17 protein-coding genes and 1 tRNA gene are annotated in these 23,018 nt (G+C 44.3%); 13 read left to right on the top strand and 5 right to left on the bottom strand.

Features of this window, described 5'->3' with window-relative positions; genetic code table 11:
* Positions 1–14 precede the first annotated feature (14 nt).
* Together EUBREC_RS12600 and EUBREC_RS12595 are read left to right on the top strand one after the other, a co-directional pair.
* A complete protein-coding gene (locus EUBREC_RS12600) occupies positions 15–878 on the top strand; it encodes a putative ABC transporter permease (protein WP_041254657.1) in 864 nt (287 codons plus the stop codon).
* A 76-nt stretch (positions 879–954) separates the two neighbouring features.
* Positions 955–1,026: transfer RNA gene (locus tag EUBREC_RS12595), tRNA-Glu, on the top strand.
* Between the two features lie 154 nt (positions 1,027–1,180).
* On the opposite strand, the gene EUBREC_RS12590 is transcribed toward EUBREC_RS12595, so the two are convergent.
* From EUBREC_RS12590 to trkA, 5 genes are all read right to left on the bottom strand, one after another.
* Positions 1,181–2,278 carry an HD-GYP domain-containing protein gene (locus tag EUBREC_RS12590; RefSeq protein ID WP_012743564.1) on the bottom strand — a complete coding sequence of 366 codons (1,098 nt, stop codon included), beginning with the start codon at positions 2,276–2,278 and terminating at the stop codon, positions 1,181–1,183.
* Between the two features lie 179 nt (positions 2,279–2,457).
* Positions 2,458–3,261 carry a TPM domain-containing protein gene (locus EUBREC_RS12585; protein WP_306718520.1) on the bottom strand — a complete coding sequence of 268 codons (804 nt, stop codon included), beginning with the start codon at positions 3,259–3,261 and terminating at the stop codon, positions 2,458–2,460.
* Positions 3,262–3,313: 52 nt separating this feature from the next.
* Positions 3,314–4,954 (bottom strand): hypothetical protein, encoded by a 1,641-nt coding sequence (locus tag EUBREC_RS12580; protein WP_012743562.1) that lies wholly within the window; start codon positions 4,952–4,954, stop codon positions 3,314–3,316.
* Positions 4,941–6,440: a TrkH family potassium uptake protein gene (locus tag EUBREC_RS12575; RefSeq protein ID WP_012743561.1), complete on the bottom strand. Its 1,500-nt coding sequence runs from the start codon at positions 6,438–6,440 to the stop codon at positions 4,941–4,943. The genes EUBREC_RS12580 and EUBREC_RS12575 overlap by 14 nt, the downstream gene beginning before the upstream one ends.
* A gap of 12 nt (positions 6,441–6,452) precedes the next feature.
* Positions 6,453–7,841, bottom strand: coding sequence for a Trk system potassium transporter TrkA (trkA, locus tag EUBREC_RS12570; protein ID WP_015568312.1), 1,389 nt, complete (start codon positions 7,839–7,841; stop codon positions 6,453–6,455).
* A 263-nt stretch (positions 7,842–8,104) separates the two neighbouring features.
* Here trkA and EUBREC_RS12565 point away from each other — a divergent pair, with 263 nt between their 5' ends.
* From EUBREC_RS12565 to uvrA, 11 genes are all read left to right on the top strand, one after another.
* Positions 8,105–8,875, top strand: a complete 771-nt coding sequence (locus tag EUBREC_RS12565) for a histidinol-phosphatase (RefSeq protein ID WP_012743559.1) — start codon at positions 8,105–8,107, stop codon at positions 8,873–8,875.
* 39 nt (positions 8,876–8,914) lie between these two features.
* On the top strand, positions 8,915–9,862 hold the full coding sequence (locus EUBREC_RS12560) for an alpha/beta fold hydrolase (RefSeq protein WP_012743558.1): 948 nt from the start codon (positions 8,915–8,917) through the stop codon (positions 9,860–9,862).
* Between the two features lie 240 nt (positions 9,863–10,102).
* Positions 10,103–10,279: a hypothetical protein gene (locus EUBREC_RS17780; protein ID WP_012743557.1), complete on the top strand. Its 177-nt coding sequence runs from the start codon at positions 10,103–10,105 to the stop codon at positions 10,277–10,279.
* 242 nt (positions 10,280–10,521) lie between these two features.
* A complete protein-coding gene (locus EUBREC_RS12555; protein WP_041254204.1) occupies positions 10,522–11,007 on the top strand; it encodes a metallophosphoesterase family protein in 486 nt (161 codons plus the stop codon).
* A 74-nt stretch (positions 11,008–11,081) separates the two neighbouring features.
* Positions 11,082–12,401: an aspartate kinase gene (locus tag EUBREC_RS12550; RefSeq protein ID WP_012743554.1), complete on the top strand. Its 1,320-nt coding sequence runs from the start codon at positions 11,082–11,084 to the stop codon at positions 12,399–12,401.
* A gap of 231 nt (positions 12,402–12,632) precedes the next feature.
* Complete coding sequence (locus EUBREC_RS12545; RefSeq protein WP_012743552.1) at positions 12,633–13,439, top strand: NAD(P)-dependent oxidoreductase; 807 nt, start codon at positions 12,633–12,635, stop codon at positions 13,437–13,439.
* Positions 13,415–13,993: a dipicolinate synthase subunit B gene (locus EUBREC_RS12540; protein WP_015568308.1), complete on the top strand. Its 579-nt coding sequence runs from the start codon at positions 13,415–13,417 to the stop codon at positions 13,991–13,993. Before EUBREC_RS12545 ends, EUBREC_RS12540 begins: the two co-directional genes overlap by 25 nt.
* 500 nt (positions 13,994–14,493) lie before the next feature.
* Positions 14,494–14,748, top strand: coding sequence for a TIGR03905 family TSCPD domain-containing protein (locus EUBREC_RS12535; protein WP_012743549.1), 255 nt, complete (start codon positions 14,494–14,496; stop codon positions 14,746–14,748).
* Between the two features lie 510 nt (positions 14,749–15,258).
* Positions 15,259–17,829, top strand: a complete 2,571-nt coding sequence (gene secA, locus EUBREC_RS12530) for a preprotein translocase subunit SecA (RefSeq protein WP_012743547.1) — start codon at positions 15,259–15,261, stop codon at positions 17,827–17,829.
* 213 nt (positions 17,830–18,042) lie between these two features.
* Entirely contained in the window at positions 18,043–20,025 is a 1,983-nt protein-coding gene (gene uvrB / locus EUBREC_RS12525; RefSeq protein WP_012743546.1) for an excinuclease ABC subunit UvrB, read from the top strand.
* A 41-nt stretch (positions 20,026–20,066) separates the two neighbouring features.
* On the top strand, positions 20,067–22,919 hold the full coding sequence (uvrA, locus tag EUBREC_RS12520; RefSeq protein ID WP_012743545.1) for an excinuclease ABC subunit UvrA: 2,853 nt from the start codon (positions 20,067–20,069) through the stop codon (positions 22,917–22,919).
* Positions 22,920–23,018: the final 99 nt, after the last annotated feature.

The raw sequence follows: 23,018 nt of genomic DNA, 5'->3' as shown, positions 1-23,018 counted from the left end.
AGAAAGGATTATATATGTGGTTATCAAGATATTTTGTGTATTTTATTATATTTAGCTGTATGGGCTGGATATATGAGAGCATCTACTGTACCATCAGAGCAAAAAAATGGGAAAACAGAGGCTTTCTCTATGGTCCGCTTTGTCCTATTTACGGAGCCGGAGGTGTCGCGATCACTGCGATAGCAGATTTCATTTCGGCTCACACGGATGCGACATTTACATGGTGGCAGATATTTCTTGTGGCATTTTTGGGAAGCATTGTCTTAGAATATGGCACATCGTGGGCGCTTGAGAAGCTGTTTCACGCATACTGGTGGGATTACAGCAGCATGCCGCTTAATATAAACGGCAGGGTGTGTTTTCCATATTCTGTAGGCTTTGGGGTGGCAGGACTTATAGTGGTATATTTCATTGCACCATTTACGAAGTTCATCACAGGCTGGATGTCACCTATATGGTATGAGTTTTTCTCACTGCTTCTTATGGGCTTTTTAGCTGTAGACACTGCAATCACCGTGTCAGCGCTTACAGATTTCAGTAGGACAATAGTCAATCTGCAGAACAATTTCAACACCTATATGGATGAGGTTGTGGAAGAGGTTAAAGAGCGTAAGAAGGCGGCAGATGAAAGGTCGCAGGAGAGGTCACAGGAGCTTGCGGAGGCAGTCGAGGAGCGCAGAAAGAGAAAACGTATCAGAGCCAGTGCAGACCGCGTCATCGATTCAATGGGTGCTTTAAAGAAATCTGCGCTTAACCGAGCACAGGGCTTCAGAAATCCAAAGGTGGAGAACAGGTATCTCGAGACATTTACAGAGAGTCTGAAGGAACGCTTTAAAAGAGAACGTATAAAGAAAGTAAAGAAGGAAAAAGGCAGATAAATAACAAATAAAAATTTTTTAAAAAAATTTCAAAAAAAGCTTGCATTATCCGATTGACCATGGTATTATAATATACGGTTCGTTGGTCAAGCGGTTAAGACGCCGCCCTCTCACGGCGGAAACACGGGTTCGATTCCCGTACGGACTGCTAAAACAAAAAGCTCTCAGTACACAGTGCTGAGGGCTTTTTATTTTTGCAAGCAATTAATAACTATAAAACCACTTAGAACAAAAAGCTGATGCCTGCATGTAAGCATGACGCATCAGCTTTTTTATTCTTAAGGTGGCTCAAATCATTATGTCTAAAGTATAATAATACTTGCGCACTTCAAATCATTGCCCAGATTGTATACTCTGCCGGAATCGACACCGACAACAGTTGGTCGGAGAATGTAGTACTCACTGTTTTTTACAACTCTTGCCTTTTCACCATTGCTAAGCTGTACAATTGAATCAACAGGATATAGAATCATACTGCTCATGAAAGCACGCATGACACCTATATCAAGCTGGTTTGTCATGGACATAAGCATCTCAACTGCATCACGCTGTGATAAGGCATCCTTGTACGGACGCTTTGTGACAAGCGCATCATAGACATCTGCGACAGACAAAATCTTTGCAAACTGACAGATTTTTGGTGCATCAAAGCCGAGTGGATATCCGGTTCCGTCAATGCGTTCGTGGTGCTGCAGCACTCCCATCAGTATAGAGTTGTTTAAATCCTTTCGGTCTTTTAGCATATTGTAGCCGTACACGGAATGTTTTTTCATGATATTAAACTCATCATCCGTGAGCCTGCCAGGCTTGTTTAGAATTTCATTGGGGATCATTGTCTTGCCTATATCGTGCAGCAGGCCGGATACACCTATGTCGTGGATTTCGTTGTCAGGCAGCTTCATCTGCTTGGCAAGAATCATTGAAATAGTAGCCACATCCACACTGTGCTTGAAGGTGTACTCATCGCTTGTTTTGAGGGAACTGATATCGACAGCTATGGCATCGTTTTCATTGATGGCCTCCATGAGCGAGTCTGCAATCTGGTTTGTTGCCTGTGTTAGCTCCTCGGAGTTAGTGTTGTTGAAGATGTACTGGACACCGGTTGATACACGTTGCCTGACACTGTCGCTTAAGGTGACTTTGGAACGGTCGTCCGTACGCAGCTGTTTGACCATGGCGGCAGCCTTTGGAGACAGTATGGCATCCGGATCGTCAGGATCAGCATTTCCCTCGCGGATGTATACTGACATTATACCGAGCTTAAGCAGCGAAGAGATGATATAATCATCGATAGCTGAGCCCTGTACCACCAGGTTACGGCCGGTAGGATCCTTGATGACCTGATCAATAATCATGCCGGGTTTCAATTGTCGTGTTCTCATATATCTGCGTTTAATCATTTTTGCACCAAAACTAAATAAGTCTACTCTAAAAACAATTCAAAATACTACGAATATTATATAGTATATTTGTACTAAAAACAATCACAAATTGAGATTTTTTTAGTGTTTTTTTGTAATAAAACAACCCCGGCATTTGCCGGGGCTGATGATGGTATTGTATTTATCAAAATCAGAGGTTAGATGTGGTGACCGCCACCACTGTGACCGCCACCACTGTGACTGCCGCCACTATGACCTCCACCACCGCTGTGACCGCCACTTGAGCCTGAGCTTTGTGGACTGTAGTGTCTTGTCTGGTTCATAAAGCGTGCGCGTGCATTTTGAATCTCTACCTTTGTAAATGCTGCACCCATGAGCTCGTTGCTCTTAGCCTTGCGGCCCTTTGACAGGGATAATGCATATACAAAGCAAAAAATCATGCCGGCAGCGAGAGCGATAAAGATACTGGAAATGTATCTGAGAGGCTGTGATATATGTCCGCCTGCAAGGACTGTGTTGACCTGGTCTATTGTTTCCATACAGCAGGTGAAATAGTCGTAATCATGACTTGAGGTGGCATATATATAAGTGTTGTCACAGATGGAGTTACATTTTGAGTTTGGAATGGTTCTCTGCGCGCTTCCCTCACAAGCCAGATAAATCTCGTTTAAATCTCTGTCTATTACAAAAATGACACCGTTTGCACCGGTTCCGAAATAGCCTTCAAAGGTATTGACTGCATAGCTTTCAGTGCTTCCGTAAGGATGTGAGGTAGTGGTGACAACAGCTATGTTGCAGTATTCGGTTGCCTTTTTCATCTGTGAGATGAGCTTGCCTTTTACGGCATCGTCAATGAAATTGGCAGAGTCCTCAAGGATGTACTCGTAGCCGGTAGACTTGTTTGTGCCGCTTAGATTGTAATTTGTGGCTGTCTCAGTGGCATATACATTTGATGAGCTGCTCAAAACAAGGATTGTAACAAGCAAAAATAATGTAAACAAAGCTGAACACCTGCATTTTATACAATGCAAAAAAGGACTTTTATAATTATTTCTATGCACGGTCATCACCTCCCTTATGTGTGGCAAACTGTGGCAGCTTGCGCGTTGTAAGCACATTGAATGCGCGGATGACATTAATCAGTGTGATAAGCACTGAGGCGATGATGATAAAAGCTGCGCCATAGTACCATGCATCGAGCACCGGCTGGAACAAAAGAACAGCATCGCCAATAAGCATGGATACCATGCCAAAGATGAGTCCGGCAACTCCCTTGTGTCCGGGCATCCTGTCAAAGCTTGAGAAGGCTCTGATTGAAAAAATAAATGATATGATGGTCAAAATAACAAATAAAATCAGGCTGCCGTCTGCATTGCCAAAGCTGCCTCCGATACCTGCAATGATTGCAAACAGAGCAGGAACAAATTGAATGACAAATATAAAAAGTATAAAGTAAGCTATAAACGATGTGTTTGTCTTTTTCTTTATGGTTTTCGTGGCCTTTTTTGCAGCCTTAAGGCGTCTGCGGTTGTTGATTGCACCAAGTGCCTCCGGCTGTTCCTTTGCGATACGGCCCTTATCCTCGGTACCGGCTTCCTTTACAGCAATCATGGTCAGCTCCTGTGAGTAACAGATATTTGCGATAATCGCAAGCACACCGACTATGGTGAGAGTCATTCCGGGAGTTAGAACCGTCAGCAGACATAATAAAATGTATACCGGAATTGCCGCAATGAGTGAGCCGAGCAGGAATTTACCGACAGATATAGGCAGATCTGCAACAACCTTGCCGGTCTGGCCGTTTACTGTGGCATATGCCACACGATCCTTATTGCGGTATGACAAAAACCATACCGGAAACATCGAGTAATCGGTTTCTTTTACAGTAGTGCCAAGACTTAAAGGCGAAAGAGCAGCGGAGTCACTGTCGACTGACAAGCCGGTAAAGGCAGGCTCTTTACTTATTTCGCTTACTGTGTTTGTGCAGGCAGCATCCATTGCGTCACTTGCGTAAATAGTTGATGGTAAATCAGCTGTATCAGCGTAAAAACCACTTAAGAATGCCGGTGTAAAGCGCTTCATATTCTTCACATCATATGGCGCAAGTTTTTCGCTGATGCTGTCATCAAATGATGAAGATGCATCGTAGGACAGTCCCTTGTAGTAGGCGTCGAGATCTCCCTCGAGCCTGTAATGGTCTGTAATGATGTAATCTCCTGAACGGTGGGATCTTTTCGCCGGAAGTGAAATAGGAGCCTTCTGGGTTACATAATATGTCCAGTAAGGCATGTAGATACCTCTGAATCCGTCGATAAACTTAGGATCCTTAAGCTCCTTTGGCGCGAAAATAGCCTTTTTCATGAGGCTCATGTAGGCCTGCTTACAGTCATCCTTGCTCTTTGCAAATGGTATGATATAAGCCGGCTTGTGCTCCTTTTGCATGCGGCTGTAGAGCACAGTTGATGCACCGCAGAAGCTGCAGAAGCCTGCTGCGGTATCGTCTGTGCTCAGGATTTCTCCTCCGCACTGAGGGCATGTGAAAATGGTTGCGTCGAAGTCCTTCTGGACCTCGGCGTCAGAGGTTTTGTCCTCGTACGCGTAAGGGTCGAAAAGTGAATGACAGTATTCACAGGCTAACTGGCCTGATTTGATGTCAAACTTCACATTTCCACCGCAATTTTTACATGCGAACATTTTGTTTCTCCTTTCTATTCCCTTTTACTTTTTTATCTGCTTGAATAAATAATTCCTTCCAGATTGACGGATGGAAGAGGATGAGCAGTGGAAACAGCTCGAGTCTTCCGGCAAGCATGTCAAACATCAGTATATATTTGGAGAAATTATTAAAAAAGCCGAAATTGCATGTCGGACCGACCAGAGAAAGACCCGGTCCGATATTGTTAAATGTAGCTGCGACAGCCGTGAAATTGGTAGTGAAATCATAGTTTTCAACGGAAACAAGCAGCATTGAAACAACAAAAATGACGGCATACGTCATGAAATAAACATTTATTGACCTGATAACATCATGGTCTACAGGCTTGTGCTCAAATGTGAGCTTTTTCACACTCTTTGGGTGAATGTAGCCATTTAACTCCTTAAGTATTGTCTTTACAGCGATGACAATACGAGATACCTTGATACCGCCGCCGGTGCTTCCGGCACATGCACCAATGAACATCAAAAGCACAAGCAGTGTCTTTGAAAGCTCAGGCCATCTGTCGAAATCGGTGCTGGAAAATCCGGTTGTCGTGATGATTGAGCCAACCTGAAACGCTGCCTTTGTGACTGCGTCAAACACACCGGTACACATATGCGCGATATTCACGCTTATGACTACAACGGAGGCTATTATGATGCCGAAATAGTATCTGACCTCTTCCACCTTAAGTGCGTCACGGATGTGACCGAAGAAAAGCAGGTAGTAAGCGTTGAAATTGACACCGAAAAGTATCATAAATATGGTAACAACCCACTGCAGATAAACATTGTAGCCGCAAAAGCTGTCGTTTTTGATACCAAAGCCTCCTGTTCCGGCTGTGCCAAGAGAGGTACAGATGGCATCGTACAGAGGCATTTTCCCGAAAAGCAGGAAAATAATCTCCATAGTCGTAAGACCAAAGTATATTATGTATAAAAGCCTGGCGGTATGCTTCATCTTTGGAACGAGCTTTCCAACTGAAGGCCCGGGGCTTTCTGCGCGCATCAGGTTGATATTGCTGCCGCCTGAAAGCGGGATGATTGCCAGAAGAAAAACAAGCACACCCATACCGCCAATCCAGTGAGTAAAGCAGCGCCAGAAATTCATGCAATATGAGAGTGATTCTACCTCAGGCAGGATGCTCGCTCCTGTCGTGGTGAAGCCGGAGATGGTCTCAAAAAGAGCATCTGTGAAGCTTGGAATCTCTCCTGATATGTAAAACGGCAGACAGCCGAATATACTCAGTACGACCCAGCCCAGTGCGGTTGTTGCACAGCCCTCCTTCAGGTAAAAGGTAAAATCCCTCGGTTTTTTAGCCGAAAAAATAAAACCGATAGCTATGCTTATGAGTGCAACAATCAAAAAGTAGATGCCGCTTTTTTCATAATAAATACCGGCAACAATACATGGCAGAAGCAGCAAAAAGCCTTCAAGCTTTAAAATATATCCCAAAAGATATCGAATTACTGAAGTGTTCATATCATTCCCCCACTATTCCATAATATCCTGAAGATTCGTAAAGCCGGTATTGGTTGTTATAATCATGACAGTATCATTTTTTTGTATGCAGTCATTACCTGTAGGAATAATAATTTTGCCGTTTCGGTTGATGAAGCAGATGAGCAGATGCTTTTTGAGCTTTAGGTCTCGAAGCGGTATGTCTGTCACATTTGAGTTTTCTGATACAAAGAACTCAATTGCTTCAACTCTTGAGTCGTACATGTGGTAGAGAGTCTCTATATTGCAGTTCATAGAGTTTTTCTTTGCACGGACATAGGCAATTATGGCTTCTGAGGTGATGTATTTTGGTGAGATTACACTGCCAAGGTCTAGGCTGTTTATGACATTGGTAAAAGTTATACGATTAAGCTTTGTTATGACCTTTGCATTGGAAACCTGCTTCGCATAGAGCGTAAGCATGATGTTTTCCTCGTCTATACCGGTAAGAGGTACAAATGACTGGCAGGTCTCTATGCCCTCTTCCTTTAAGAGTGCCTGTTCTGTTCCGTCACCGTTTATGATGACAGCATCCGGAAGCAGTATGGAAAGTTCTTCACAGCGCTCGAAGCTATTTTCGATTATTTTGACCTTTATGCCACGTGATATGAGCTGCTTTGCCAGGTAATATGCGGCTTTGCCGCCTCCGATAATCAGTGTATTTTTTACGCTGTGTGTATTGACTCCGATGTGGCTGAAAAATTCCTTTGTATGTCTGCGTTCGCCGACAAATGACAGTTTGTCTCCCTTGCGGAGCACAAAATCACCTGATGGGATAGTGACCTCATCATCTCTCTCGACTGCACCGATAAGTATGTTGGCATGGTGTCTGGTGCCCAGATCCATGAGCTTTGTTCCGTCGAGGATGCTGCCCTCGGGAATCTCATACTTGATGAGCTGTGCCTGACCGTGAGCAAAGTTTGTCACCTCAAGGCTGGACGGCAGATGAAGAATATGAGCCATCTCAATAGCTGCCTCAAGCTCAGGATTGATAATGAGTGCAAGACCAAGCTTGTCGCGCAGATATTTGGCCTCCTGGCTGTATTCAGGCGTTCTGACTCTGGCTATAGCAGCACAGTTGCCGACCTGTGTGGCAATGGTACAGCATAGCAGATTCAGCTCATCAGAGCCTGTGACTGCGATGATTAAGTCGGCATCATCAATACCCGCTTCCTGCAGTATCTTGTAGCTGGCACCGTTTCCTGCAATACCCATTACATCATAGATATTGGATACCTGGGAAATCCTCTCCCTGTTTTTGTCGATAATTGTTATGTCGTGCCCCTCCTTGCCAAGCTGCTCAACGAGAGTACGGCCTACCTTGCCGCATCCGACGATGATAATTCTCAGTCCCTGGGAGGGAACCACTCCTTTTTTGAACATTATTTCCTCCGTATATAAAAATATAATGATATGAGGGTCAAAAGGTATTTTGCCCCTCATTTATGATTGTGTGGTGGATAGAATTATTATGACTATCATATATCAATGGATTATAACATAACGCATATATATTTCATAGAGAAAAAAGTCCCAAAAAATATGAGATTGTAATAAAGTACAAAAAGTGATAAAATTGATTTAATTGTAGTATTTGAATAGCTGTTTGAACAGCAATAAGAGATAGATTTTTGGAGCTTTAAGTAATGACGGGATTTTTAAAGGCAAACTACCATACGCACACCTATAGGTGCCAGCATGCATATGGCAGCGAGCGCGAATATATAGAGGCGGCTATCAGAATGGGTATCGCAGAGCTTGGTTTTTCAGACCATGTGCCGTGCCCCTTTAAGGATGGCTATGTGTCGGGCATCCGGATGACGATGGAGCAGGCACCGGAGTATGTGTATGCCATCAGGGAGCTTGGGAAGGAGTATGCATCCGACATAAAGCTCTATGTCGGCTTTGAGGCGGAGTACATACCGGAGTTTTTCAAGGAGCAGAAGGCTATGTTTGACAGGCTTGGCTGTGATTACATGATAATGGGCCAGCATTTTATGAAATCAGAGCAGACAGGCCCGTATACAGGCACACCGACAGATGATGAGAGCCGTATACGCGAGTATGTGGATACTGTTATAGAGGGAATGAAAACAGGCATGTACAGCTATTTAGCACATCCTGATTTAATAAATTATCAGGGACTTGATTCCGTCTACGAATGGGAGATGACGAGGATGTGCAAGGCACTTAAGGAGCTTGACATACCGCTTGAGATAAACATGCTTGGTATCAGTGCAGGAAAGCACTATCCGACAGAGCGCTTCTGGTGTATACCGCATGACATCGGCAACAAAGTGATACTTGGGCTTGATGCACATACAGTGGACAATATATGTGATGTGGAAAGCTATGAAAAGGCACTTGATATAGTCAGAAAATATGACCTGAATCTTATTGACCGGATTGAGATATAGTTACTTACAAAATATCAAATACCAAAAGTGAGGAATGCTATGATTATTACAGAAGAAAAATATAATGAGGAATTAACAAGATATGTTTTGCCTTTTATCAGGCTTAATTTTGAAGATGGCTATATGAAGAGTGCAGATGGCACACGCATACATTACGGCTATGTGACGACACCTGTAGCAAAGGCTGCCATAGTCATATCACATGGATTTACAGAGTGTATGCCTAAATATTATGAGATGATTTACTATTTCGCAAAGGCCGGATACTCAGTATATATGGTGGAGCATCGAGGACACGGCTTTTCGGACAGAAGTGTATCCGATATAAGCATGGTCACTGTAAACAGCTTTGACGATTATGTGAGTGACCTTGATATGTTTATCCGCGAGATTGTGATGAAGCGTGAGGGGCGCAGACCGCTTTACTTGTACGGTCACTCTATGGGAGGCGCGATAGCTGCCCTGTATCTTGAGAAGCATCCTGAGGTATTTACAAAGGCAGTACTTTCAAGCCCTATGATAGAGATGCTTTATGGCAATTTTTCACATTTTGCCGTGGAGGCGATACTGTTTGTCGCAAGTGTGCTTAACTGGAACGATAAATATCTGCCGAGCCAGACACCGTATACGGATGAGTATGATTTTGAATCGAGCTGTTGTCTGTCAAAGGCGCGCTATGACTACATATACAAGTGCAAGGTGGAGGAGGAACGCTATCGTACAAATGGCGCCACCTACAGATGGTGCAGGGCCGGGCGCAAGGCATCCAAATATATAAAGAAGCATGCACAGGAAATTAAAATACCGGTGCTGTTATGCCAGGCGGGAAAGGATTATCTGGTTTCAAATGCCGCTGAGGATGAATTTATTGCGAAACTGCCTCAGGGCATTAAGAAGGTCTATCCTGATTCAAAGCACGAGATATTTAATGCGGATGATGATACCTTGGAGAAGTTTTACTCAGATATCCTTGATTTTTGGGCTTGAACATGAAAATGAAATTCGTCAAGTGAAAAATGTGACATAAAAAATCATTTGTTTTGTTAGAAATGACATATGGATTTAAAATACAATATATAGTATAATCACAACTGTTGCGGACAAGATGTTAGTATTTAAGCCGATGGTAAGAGTACGTAAAGCATAGCCCGTACAGAGAAAAATAATAAAATATATCAATATTGTAACAGGTAAATATACTATCAAACAAATGTGAGGAGAAAGAGAATGTCAGACGAAGTTTTAGACGATGTAATGATTAAGGGTTCATGTAAGGGAAAAGCAGATGCTATTGTAAATTGCCAGTGCAATATCGAGAGTGCACCGGTCAGATGCGAGCAGGCAGAAAGATGTATGTTCTATTCTTATTATAAGTGCAGCAAGCAGTGGAAGAGGCTTGCATAGTTAAAATTAAAGATTAAAAGCTCCGGGCTGACAATGAAGTCGGCATGGAGCTTTTTTGCGTATATAAAGAAAAAAATATTTTACACGCGGAAAACTTATGATAATATATAAAAAAGGTAACTATTCAGAACCATTGAGAACAAAAAAAGCTGATGCGTCATGCTCGCATGTAAGCGGCAGATTTTCTTGTTCTCAAGGTGGCTCTGGATGGATACGTAAAACAAGATATAGGAGAGACGCGCATGAAGAGAGTTTTGGTACTGAGTGATTCACATGGTAATGTGGGAAATATGATTCGGGCAGTCAAAAGAGAGGAGCCTGATATGATACTTCATCTGGGAGACTGCGTTGTGGATGCGGATGCCCTTAGGAGAGAGTTTCCTCATATAACCATGGTCAATGTGCCGGGAAACTGTGATTTTTCACGGGGAGATACAGAGAGACTTATTGATATCGACGGCTATAAGGTACTCATGTGCCATGGACATACATATGGAGTAAAGATGTCATATATGCATCTGGAGCTTCATGCGAAGGAAGTCGGGGCAGACCTGGCGCTCTTTGGACATACACACAAGCTGTTTTATGATAAGCACAATGGTCTTGCGATGATGAATCCGGGAAGCATCGGTGCACCGCTGTGGGGCTGCATGCCATCATACGGTATCATCACATTTGACAAAGAACACGATGTTATGAAGCTTGATGTTGATTATATTGAGTATTGACGAATGATTTATCAAAGCGGTATAATATTGGCTAATACAGTTATTTATATAGGAAGCAGAGGAAAAACAGACAAATGGTAAAGGTAGTAAAGTTTGGCGGCAGCTCGCTCGCCAGTGCAGAGCAGTTCACAAAGGTTGGCGACATCATAAGAAGCGATGAGTCAAGAAAATATGTTGTGCCGAGTGCACCGGGAAAGAGAAATTCCAAAGACACAAAGGTAACAGATATGCTTTATGCATGCTATGATCTGGCTGAGAATGATCAGGATTTCAAGGTTATGCTCAGAAAAATCAAGGACAGATATGATTCAATCATAAATGGCCTTCATTTAAAGCTGGCACTTGATGAGGAGTTCAAGATTATCGCTGAGAATTTCAAGGCAAAGGCAGGTGCAGATTATGCAGCCTCTCGTGGTGAGTACTTAAACGGAATCATCATGGCAAACTATCTCGGATATGAGTTTATAGATTCGGCAACAGTCATCTTTTTTGATGAGAATGGCAATTTTGACGCGGAAAAGACAGACAAGGTGCTCTCAAAGAAGCTTGAGCAGACAGAAAAGGCTGTTATTCCGGGCTTTTACGGAGCAGGACCTGATGGAAAGGTAGTCACCTTCTCAAGAGGTGGTTCGGATATCACTGGTTCCATCGTGTCAAAGGCATGTCATGCCAGCATGTACGAGAACTGGACAGATGTTTCAGGCTGTCTCGTAGCTGATCCTAGAATTATCGACAATCCACAGCCAATCAAGGTTGTTACTTATAGAGAGCTCAGAGAGCTTTCATATATGGGAGCATCAGTGCTCCACGAGGATGCTGTTTTCCCTGTAAGAAAGGCAGGCATCCCAATCAATATCAGAAATACAAACGACCCGGAAGCACCTGGTACTCTCATCGTTGAGAGCACATGCCAAAAGCCTGATTATACCATCACAGGTATCGCCGGAAAGAAGGGCTTTGTTGCGGTAAATATCGACAAGGACAAGATGAACTCAGAGGTGGGCTTCTGTAGAAAGGCTCTCCAGGCGTTTGAGGAGAACGGTATCTCTATAGAGCATATGCCATCAGGTATCGATACTATGACAGTATTCGTACATCAGGCAGAGTTTGAGGGCAAGGAGCAGCAGGTTATCAGCTCAATCAGAAGACTTGCTCATCCTGATATCATTGACCTCGAGTCAGACCTCGCGCTTATCGCTGTTGTTGGACGTGGCATGAAGTCAAACCGTGGTACAGCCGGCAGGATTTTCTCTGCACTTGCACATGCCAATATCAATGTGCGCATGATTGATCAGGGTTCATCAGAGCTCAATATCATCATCGGTGTAAGCAATGATGACTTTGACAAGGCAATAAAAGCCATCTACGATATTTTTGTTGTCACACAGCTGTAATAAGCTACAGAGAGATTATCCGTTGCAACCGGAATTGAATAGGATAATTTGAAAATTAAATGTAGAATTTATAAAATATACAGGGCTTGGCGGAATATATGCCAGGCTCTGTATTTTTTTGAATAGGTAAAGCTTTGAAAAAGCTTTATGAGGAAGCTTTAAGCGAGAAAACAAAATACCCTCACATAAGCTGGAAATGCGCATATATTATAGCGAAAGGAAGAAGTTATTATGCAAAAAGACACTATAATATATGTTACGGATCAGAGGCAAAAGTACCTCGCTGATATGCTGGGAGGAGAACAGACAGATTGCAGAAATAGCGGCGGGATTGATTATGAGCGTGTTGGGAATATTGTGTTTCCTACACCGTTTTCAAAGCTTAAGCTTATAAATAGTGATATAGAAAAATTAAAACATAATATAATAATTAACAATATTGCAGTGTGGGGCGGAATGATGCCGGAGTGCTTTCCCGGCATTGACAGGGGCTGTGACTTTATGAGAGATGAAACTGTCATAGAGCAGAATGCCATTGTTACGGCCGAGGCCACTGCGTCCATAGCAATACAAAAAAGCATACATGGTATATACGGCTCAAAGGTACTTGTGAGCGGGTTTGGAAAATGCGGAAAGGCAATTGCCCGCGTTTTTTCTGCTATGGGAGCCCATGTCATGGTGATGGCAAGGAGAAAACAGGCAAGGCATGAGGCCACTGAACTGGGATATGAAACGGTGGATTTTAATGATCCTGCCAAGGCCTGTTTTGAAACACTGTTTCTCATAAACACAGTACCGGATAGGGTTATAGATGAAAGTTTAATCATGATTTTGCAAAAAGATGCGATAATTATAGACATTGCATCTAAGCCCGGCGGCTGTGATTTTGAGGCCTGTAAGAGGTATCAGATAAACTGTACGCATGCGCTCGGTCTTCCGGGCATATACTGTCCGAAAACCGGTGCAAAAATACTTTATGACTGTATGAAAAGAAAAGGTATGACGGAGGGCTTATGGTTATTTCGGATTGCACCGTAGGAATGGGAATTACAGGCTCCTTCTGTAGTTTTGAAAAGACTAAGGATGTTGCAAAGCGGCTTGTGGATAGCTTCACACATGTGACACCTGTATATTCCTATAATGCACAGATGATGAACACGCGCTTTGGAAAGGCGGGAGACTTTATGCATACTATCTCCGAAATCACAGGGGATGAGGGCATCAGGACGCTGCAGGAGGCAGAGCGTGTCGGTCCGGGAAAGCTGTTTGACGTGATGGTGATTTACCCATGCACCGGCAACACAGCGGCAAAGCTTGCAAACGGCATAGTGGACACACCGGTCCTTCTCGCGGCAAAGGCTCATCTGAGAAACGGCAGACCGCTTGTTATCGGGATTTCCACAAATGATGCGCTCGGCATCAACTTTAAGAATATCGGAAAGCTGATGAATATGAAAAATATTTATTTTGTGCCGTTTGGGCAGGATGACTGTGTGAAGAAACCGAATTCACTCGTGTGTGATGGAAAACAGGTTGTCGACACAATAAATGAAGTGATGGCAGGACGACAGATCCAGCCGGTAATCCTCTAGAGAGGGAATATTACTTTATTGAGATTATAGTACGGGACGATTCACGCGGGCACCGCGGCGGGCTGCATACACTCTGGTGTCCGCTACGCTGCGCAGCCAAGATACTGTGCAAATTATGCTTTGTAGGTTTTCATAGGATGACGAAAACGTCGAAACTCGCCATCCATGGCTCGATTTCTCCTTGCCTCGGCGTCCATGCCTCGGCATTTCTGTGTAGCATGTGCATAATTCGACAGTATCTAAGCAGCTTCGCTATTCGCGGACTCCGGAGTGTATGCAGCCCACCGCGGTGCTCGCGCGAATCGTCCCTTACGTTATGGCGTAAATAGTAAATAAATAAGATTTATGAATCTGAATCGTTGCCGGTCACACTGTTAGTTGTGAACAGTAACTTCTGAATTGAAAAACTGAGTTGGAAAATGTAAAAAAATAGAGGAAAGATGTAAAAATATATGTTATAATCATGTATACAAAAAATTGAAAACACAGGAGGATAAAATATGTCATATATTTACAAAACAAAAGGAACCTGTTCAACACAGATTGAGCTTGACCTCGATGGCGATGTAGTACATAACGTAAAGTTTACAGGAGGCTGCAACGGAAATCTTAAGGCTATCCCAAAGCTCGTTGAAGGACTCACAGTAGCCCAGGTAGAGGAAAAAATCGGTGGAATTAAATGTGGATTTAAGAATACATCCTGCGGTGACCAGCTTGCAAAAGCATGCCGCGAAGCATATGAAGCCCAGAAATAATAAAATAGGAAATTCCATATGTAAACCTTATATAGTGATATATGTATTTAAAAGCTATATAACATTAAAAACATAATAAATACATGCAAACATGTAGCGCCAAAAGCTCTCCCATAGGGAGAGCTTTTGAATTAAAAAAATAATTCTGTCATGCTTCGCGCACAACAAAGTGGATCCGGGAAGTACACAGTGTGTTCAGAATAAAAAATATGAACTGCCACGGCGTTCCATAAACTCAAATAGCATGAAGCACTATCACTAAAACACAGCCTGTCCAGGCAAAAAGCCGTGGCTGACTTCATATTTTTTATGAGGAATATAATGTGTGCTCCCCCGGACCGCACAGCCTTCCCGCGCGAAGCCCCCATTAAAGCTCAACACTCCCGCAAATATTTTTATAAAATGTTTACAAAACATTCATCCCTTTAGGTTGTGCAATCATCCTCAAAGTGTTACAATAACACTATTGTGAGCCTGTACAAGGGCAATTTGAAGTTATAGGAGAAAAATATGAGCGCATTTTCAAAAATCTTTGGTTCTCACAGCGAGAGAGAGCTTAAGAGAATTTACCCGATTGCTGACAAGGTTGAGTCATATAAGGAAGCAATGGGAAAGCTTTCCGATGAAGAATTAAAGGATAAGACAAGGGAGTTTAAAAAGCGTCTGGAGGACGGAGCAACACTTGATGATATTCTTCCGGAGGCATTTGCTACAGTAAGAGAGGCTGCTAAGCGTGTGCTTGGCATGGAACATTATAGAGTACAGATAATCGGTGGTATTATTTTGCATCAGGGACGTATTGCAGAGATGCGAACCGGTGAAGGTAAGACACTTGTTTCTACACTTCCTGCATACCTTAATGCACTTGAGGGCAAGGGTGTGTGTATTGTCACAGTCAATGATTACCTTGCAAAGCGTGATGCTGAGTGGATGGGACAGGTTCATGAGTTCTTAGGGCTTAAGGTCGGCGTGGTACTTGGCGGCATGGACAATGACGAGCGCAGGGAGGCTTACGGCTGTGATATTACATATATCACAAACAATGAGCTTGGATTTGATTACCTGCGTGACAATATGGTTATCTACAAGGAACAGCTTGTTCAGAGAGGTCTCCACTATGCTATCATCGATGAGGTCGATTCAGTGCTTATCGATGAGGCACGTACACCTCTTATCATTTCAGGACAGAGTGGCAAGTCGACAAGACTTTACGAGGCATGCGATATCCTGGCTACACAGATGAAGCGTGGTGAGGATGTTCCTGAGTATTCAAAGATGGATGCCATCATGGGCATTGTCCAGGACGAGACAGGTGATTTCATCGTAAATGAGAAGGACAAGGTCGTAAACCTTACACAGGATGGTGTGAAAAAGGTAGAACAGTTCTTCCATATCGAGAACCTTGCAGATCCGGAGAATCTTGAAATCCAGCACAATATCATACTTGCGCTTCGTGCGCACAACCTCATGTTCAAAGATCAGGACTATGTGGTAAAGGATGATGAGGTGCTTATCGTAGATGAGTTTACCGGACGTATCATGCCTGGACGCCGTTATTCGGACGGACTGCATCAGGCTATCGAGGCAAAGGAGCATGTAAAGGTTAAGAGAGAGAGCAAGACCCTTGCCACAATCACATTCCAGAACTTCTTCAACAAGTTTGACAAGAAGGCCGGTATGACAGGTACAGCTCTCACAGAGGAAAAAGAGTTCCGTGATATCTATGGCATGGATGTTGTCGAGATACCTACAAATAAGCCGGTAGCGCGTATTGATTTACAGGATGCTGTATACGCTACCAAAAAGGAAAAGTTCAAGGCAGTTGTGGATGCGGTTAAAGAGGCACATGAAAAGGGACAGCCTGTTCTTGTAGGTACAATTACCATCGAGACATCAGAGCTTTTGAGCGGCATGCTCAAGAGAGAGGGAATCCCTCACACAGTATTAAATGCCAAGTTCCATGAGAAAGAGGCAGAGATTGTTGCACTTGCAGGACAGCACGGTGCAGTTACAATAGCAACCAACATGGCAGGCCGTGGTACCGATATTAAGCTTGACGATGAGGCAAAGGCTGCCGGAGGTCTTAAGATTATCGGTACAGAACGCCATGAGTCAAGACGTATAGACAATCAGCTCCGTGGACGTGCAGGACGTCAGGGAGATCCGGGTGAGTCACAGTTCTTCATCTCACTCGAGGATGACCTCATGAGACTTTTCGGTTCGGAGCGTCTGATGGGCGTTTTCAATGCTCTCGGAGTACCGGAGGGCGAGCAGATCCAGCATAAGATGCTCACATCTGCTATCGAGAAGGCTCAGGAGAAAATCGAGGCCAACAACTTTGGTATTCGTAAAAATCTTCTCGAGTATGACCAGGTGGACAATGACCAGAGAGAGATTATCTACAGCGAGCGTATGAAGGTGCTTAACGGTGACAACATGCGTGATGCTATCCTTAAGATGGTTCAGGAGCAGGTTGAGAAGTCTGTCGACAGATGTATTTCCGAGGAAATTGACAGAGCTGACTGGGATCTTGTAGAGCTCAACGAGCTTGTGCTTCCGGTCATTCCTCTTGATCCGATTACAAAAGAGGATATTGAGTCAATCAAGAATGCAAAGCAGCTTAAGCAGTACTTAAAGGAAAAGGCCGTCATGCTTTATGAGCAGAAGGAGACAGAATTCCCTGAGCCTGAGCAGTTCAGAGAGATTGAGCGTGTCGTGCTTCTTCGTGTAATCGACAGAAAGTGGATGGATCACATCGATGATATGGCACAGCTTCGTCAGGGAATCGGCTTACAGGCTTATGGACAGAAAGATCCAATCGTAGAGTACAAGATGGCAGGCTTTGATATGTTTGACGACATGATTTCAGCTATCCAGGAGGATACTGTCAGACTGCTGTATCATGTACAGGTTGAGCAGAAGGTTGAGCGAGAGCAGGTTGCAAAGATTTCGGGCACAAACAAGGATGAGTCAGCACAGAATGCACCAAAGCGCCGTGCAGCAGCCAAGGTATATCCGAATGACCCATGTCCATGCGGCAGTGGCAAGAAATATAAGCAGTGCTGTGGACGTGTGAAGTAAATTTTAAATGGCTGTAATCGTTGCTGGTCACACTGTTAGGTGTGAACAGTAACATAAAATAAATAAACAAGAACGAATGTTCTGAAAATTGTGGACAGAGTCGATTTTTTGTAGTAAAATAAAGCACGTAAGTGCATACTATAAATGATTGACTTTGTCTTTTTATAATTTTACAAAAGCAGTATTTAAGATTTTTTGGAGGAAGCGTGCGTTATGGAATTTAAACTGCATTCAAAATACAAGCCGACCGGCGACCAGCCACAGGCGATAGAGCAGCTTGTGAAGGGCTTTAAGGAGGGCAACCAGTTTGAAACCTTACTTGGAGTTACAGGCTCCGGCAAGACCTTTACCATGGCCAATGTCATTGCAGCACTCAATAAGCCTACACTTATCATATCGCACAATAAGACACTGGCGGGGCAGCTCTATGGTGAGATGAAGGAGTTTTTCCCTGAGAATGCAGTAGAGTATTTTGTTTCCTACTACGACTATTACCAGCCTGAGGCATATGTGCCGCAGTCTGATACGTACATAGCCAAGGATTCCTCTGTAAATGATGAGATAGATAAGCTCAGGCTTTCAGCCACGGCAGCACTCACAGAGCGAAAGGATGTCATTGTCGTGGCATCGGTTTCCTGCATATACGGACTTGGAAGTCCTGATGAGTGGACAGGCATGAGTATTTCGCTGCGCCCGGGGCAAGAGAGGGACAGGGATGATCTCGCGAGGGCTCTCATAGATTTACAGTACACCAGGAATGATATGGATTTTCACCGAGGCACCTTCAGAGTGCATGGTGATGTGCTTGATATATTTCCGGCAAATGCCGATGATACAGCAATCAGGGTTGAGTTTTTCGGTGATGAGATAGATCGGATAGTAGAGGTTGATGTGCTGACCGGCGAGGTAAAGTGCTCGCTTGAGCACACGATGATTTTCCCTGCATCCCACTATGTAGTTTCGCAGGAGAAGATAAATGAGGCCTGCCTCAATATAGAGAAAGAGCTTGATGAGCGTGTGAAGTATTTTAAAGGCGAGGACAAGCTCATAGAGGCTCAGCGAATAGCAGAGAGGACTAATTTTGACATAGAGATGATGAGGGAGACAGGCTTCTGCTCAGGAATTGAGAACTATACGAGGCATCTGAACTTTGCAAAGCCGGGGGAGCCTCCTATGACACTCATAGATTTCTTCCCGGATGATTTTCTCATAATCGTGGATGAGTCACATATCACGATTCCACAGATAGGCGGTATGTATGCGGGTGACCGCTCTAGAAAGACCACTCTTGTTGATTATGGCTTCAGACTGCCCTCGGCCCTTGACAACAGACCTCTCAATTTTGAGGAGTTCGAGGGTAAAATAGACCAGATGCTCTTTGTCTCAGCCACTCCTAATAAGTATGAGAATGAGCATGAGCTGCTTCGTGCGGAGCAGATTATCAGACCGACGGGACTTTTGGATCCTGAGATATCAGTGCGCCCTGTTGAGGGACAGATTGATGACCTTGTGTCAGAGGTCAATAAGGAGACTGCAAACCATCACAAGGTGCTTATCACCACACTCACAAAGCGTATGGCTGAGGATCTCACGAACTATATGGCAGAGCTTGGCATCAGGGTAAAGTACCTGCATTCAGATATAGATACACTTGAGAGAGCGGAGATAATACGTGACCTGCGTCTTGACGTATTTGACGTGCTCGTCGGCATCAATCTGCTCAGGGAGGGTCTTGATATCCCGGAGATTACACTTGTTGCCATACTCGATGCGGATAAGGAAGGTTTCCTTCGCTCAGAGACCTCACTTATACAGACGATAGGACGTGCCGCACGTAACAGTGAGGGCCATGTTATCATGTACGCTGACAAGATTACAGACTCCATGCGTGTCGCAATTGACGAGACAAAGCGTCGTAGAAAGGTACAGGAAGAGTACAATGAGGCTCACGGCATCACGCCACAGACTATACAGAAATCCGTGCGTGATCTCATAGCTATCTCAAAGAAGGTAGCGGCCGATGAGAATGCTCTTGACAAAGATCCGGAGTCAATGAGCAAAAAAGAGCTTGAGAAGCATATTGCAGATATAGAGAAAAAGATGAAAAAAGCAGCGGCAGAGCTCAATTTCGAGGCTGCTGCAGAGTACAGGGATAAGCTTATTATGCTGAAAAACACACTGAGAGATATACGATAAAAGCTTATGATATTTGGAAGCAATTTGGAGGAACACAAATTATGGCAAAAAAAGAAAGAAAATACATCAAAATACGAGGTGCCAGCGAACACAATCTAAAGTGCGTCAGTCTTGACATCCCGAGAGATGAGTTTGTTGTTTTTACAGGGCTTTCAGGCTCCGGCAAGTCATCACTGGCATTTGATACCATATATGCTGAGGGACAGCGCAGGTACATGGAGTCACTTTCATCGTATGCGCGTCAGTTTTTAGGACAGATGGAGAAGCCGAATGTGGAGTCTATAGAGGGACTTCCGCCTGCCATTTCCATTGACCAGAAATCCACCAATAAGAACCCACGTTCAACTGTCGGAACGGTCACAGAGATATATGATTACTTCAGACTGCTTTATGCAAGAATTGGAATACCACACTGTCCTAAGTGCGGGCGCGCCATTACAAAGCAGACGATAGACCAGATGGTGGATACTGTTATGGCGTTGCCTGAGCGCACCCGTATCCAGCTTCTTGCACCGGTGGTCAGAGGCCGCAAGGGTGAGCACCAGAAGCTGTTCGATAGAGCAAAAAAGAGCGGATATGTGCGTGTGATTGTAGATGGCAGCATGTATGAGCTCTCCGAGGATATCCCGATGGAGAAAAATATAAAGCACAATATTGATATTGTTGTAGACCGTTTGGTTGTAAAGCCGGGCATAGAGAAGAGGCTTACTGATTCACTTGAAAATGTATTTGAACTGACAGAGGGCAATGCCATAGTTGATATTGTGGATGGCGAACAGATGACCTTTTCCCAGAATTTTGCGTGCCCTGACTGTGGCATAAGCATAGATGAGGTTGAGCCGAGAAGCTTCTCCTTCAACAATCCGTTCGGAGCATGTCCGACCTGCTACGGACTCGGCTACAAGATGGAGTTTGACCCGCAGCTTATGGTGCCGGATGCATCGCTTTCCATATCTGAGGGTGCCATACAGGTGATGGGCTGGCAGTCATGTACAGACCCAAAGAGCTATACCTATGCGACACTTCGTGCGCTTCATGAGGGCTATGGGCTTCCTCTCGACACACCGATTGATGATTTATCTGCAGATATGAAAAAACTGCTTTTTTACGGTGGAGATGGCAGAGTGCTCAAGGTCAGATACAAGGGTCAGAGAGGCGAAGGCGTCTATGACCTTGTATGGAACGGCCTTGTGGACAATGTTGAGCGCCGATACAAGGAGACCTTTTCTGATACGGCAAAGGCAGAGTATGAGCAGTTTATGCGCATTACTCCGTGTACGAGCTGTAAGGGGCAGAGGCTTAAGCCGTCGTCACTTGCCGTTACGGTTGCGGACAAGAACATATATGAGATGACCTCCATGTCTGTGAAGGAGCTTGTGAAGTTCCTTGCTGATATAGAGCTTACAGAGCAGCAGCACTATATAGGAGACCAGATACTAAAGGAAATCCGTGCGAGAGTTGGCTTTTTGCAGCAGGTCGGCCTTGATTACCTCACTCTTACCCGTGGCACGGCAAGCCTTTCAGGCGGGGAAGCCCAACGAATCAGGCTTGCCACGCAGATTGGCTCAGGGCTTGTCGGTGTGGCATATATACTTGATGAGCCAAGTATCGGACTGCATCAGAGGGATAATGACAAGCTGCTCGGCGCACTTATGAATCTTAAGAATCTGGGCAATACTCTCATAGTGGTGGAGCATGATGAGGATACCATGCGTGCAGCGGATTATATTGTGGATGTAGGACCGGGAGCCGGTTCACACGGTGGAGAGATAGTGGCGGCAGGCTCGTTAAAGGACATTATAAAGTGCAAAAAATCACTCACAGGAGCATATCTGAGCGGTAAAATAAAGATACCGGTGCCACAGGAGAGGCGCAAGCCAAGCGGATATATCACGATAAGAGGAGCCAGGGAGAATAACCTGAAAAATATTGATGTGCAGATACCTCTTGGTATCATGACCTGTGTTACAGGCGTGTCGGGCTCGGGAAAGAGCTCATTGACCAATGAGATACTATACAAGCATCTGGCCAAATCCTTAAACAGAGCCAGGTGTATCGCAGGTGACCACGACGGTATAGATGGTCTTGAACAGCTTGACAAGGTCATAGACATCGACCAGTCACCGATAGGCCGTACACCCCGCTCTAATCCTGCCACATATACAGGTGTATTTGACATGATAAGAGACCTGTTTGCATCAACACCTGATGCCAAGGCAAAGGGCTATAAAAAGGGCCGTTTCAGTTTTAATGTAAAGGGCGGTCGGTGTGAGGCCTGCGGCGGTGATGGAATCCTTAAGATAGAGATGCATTTCCTGCCTGATGTATATGTGCCGTGTGAGGTCTGTGGAGGCAAACGATATAACAGGGAGACACTCGATGTAAAGTACAAGGGCAAGAGCATATACGATGTTCTTGATATGACAGTGGAGGAGGCACTTGAGTTTTTCAAAAATGTGCCAAAGATCCAGAACAAAATCCAGTCGCTGTATGATGTCGGACTATCCTACGTGAAGCTCGGACAGCCGTCCACAGAGCTTTCGGGTGGTGAGGCACAGCGTATCAAGCTTGCCACAGAGCTTAGCAGAAAGAGCACCGGAAAGACCATATATATACTTGATGAGCCTACCACAGGACTGCACTTTGCAGATGTACACAAGCTTGTGGAGATACTGCGCAGGCTCTCGGACGGAGGCAATACTGTAGTTGTTATCGAGCACAATCTCGACGTGATAAAGACAGCTGACTATATCATAGATATGGGACCTGAGGGCGGAGACGGCGGAGGAACCGTCATAGCGCAGGGCACACCTGAGGAGATATGCGAGGTAAAACAGTCATATACAGGCCGGTTTTTGAAACCATATCTGGAAAAAGACAAGGATAAACTTTAAAATTTTATTAAATATGACCTTTTTCAAAAAAAAAGTTTGAAAAATGGGATTTATTGTATATAATAAGAGAGTGTATGTGTAAATTTAAAGATATGGCAG

It is taken from the genome of Agathobacter rectalis ATCC 33656, from assembly GCF_000020605.1.
Classification (GTDB): domain Bacteria; phylum Bacillota; class Clostridia; order Lachnospirales; family Lachnospiraceae; genus Roseburia; species Roseburia rectalis.
This window is presented reverse-complemented; position numbering and strand designations above follow the sequence as displayed.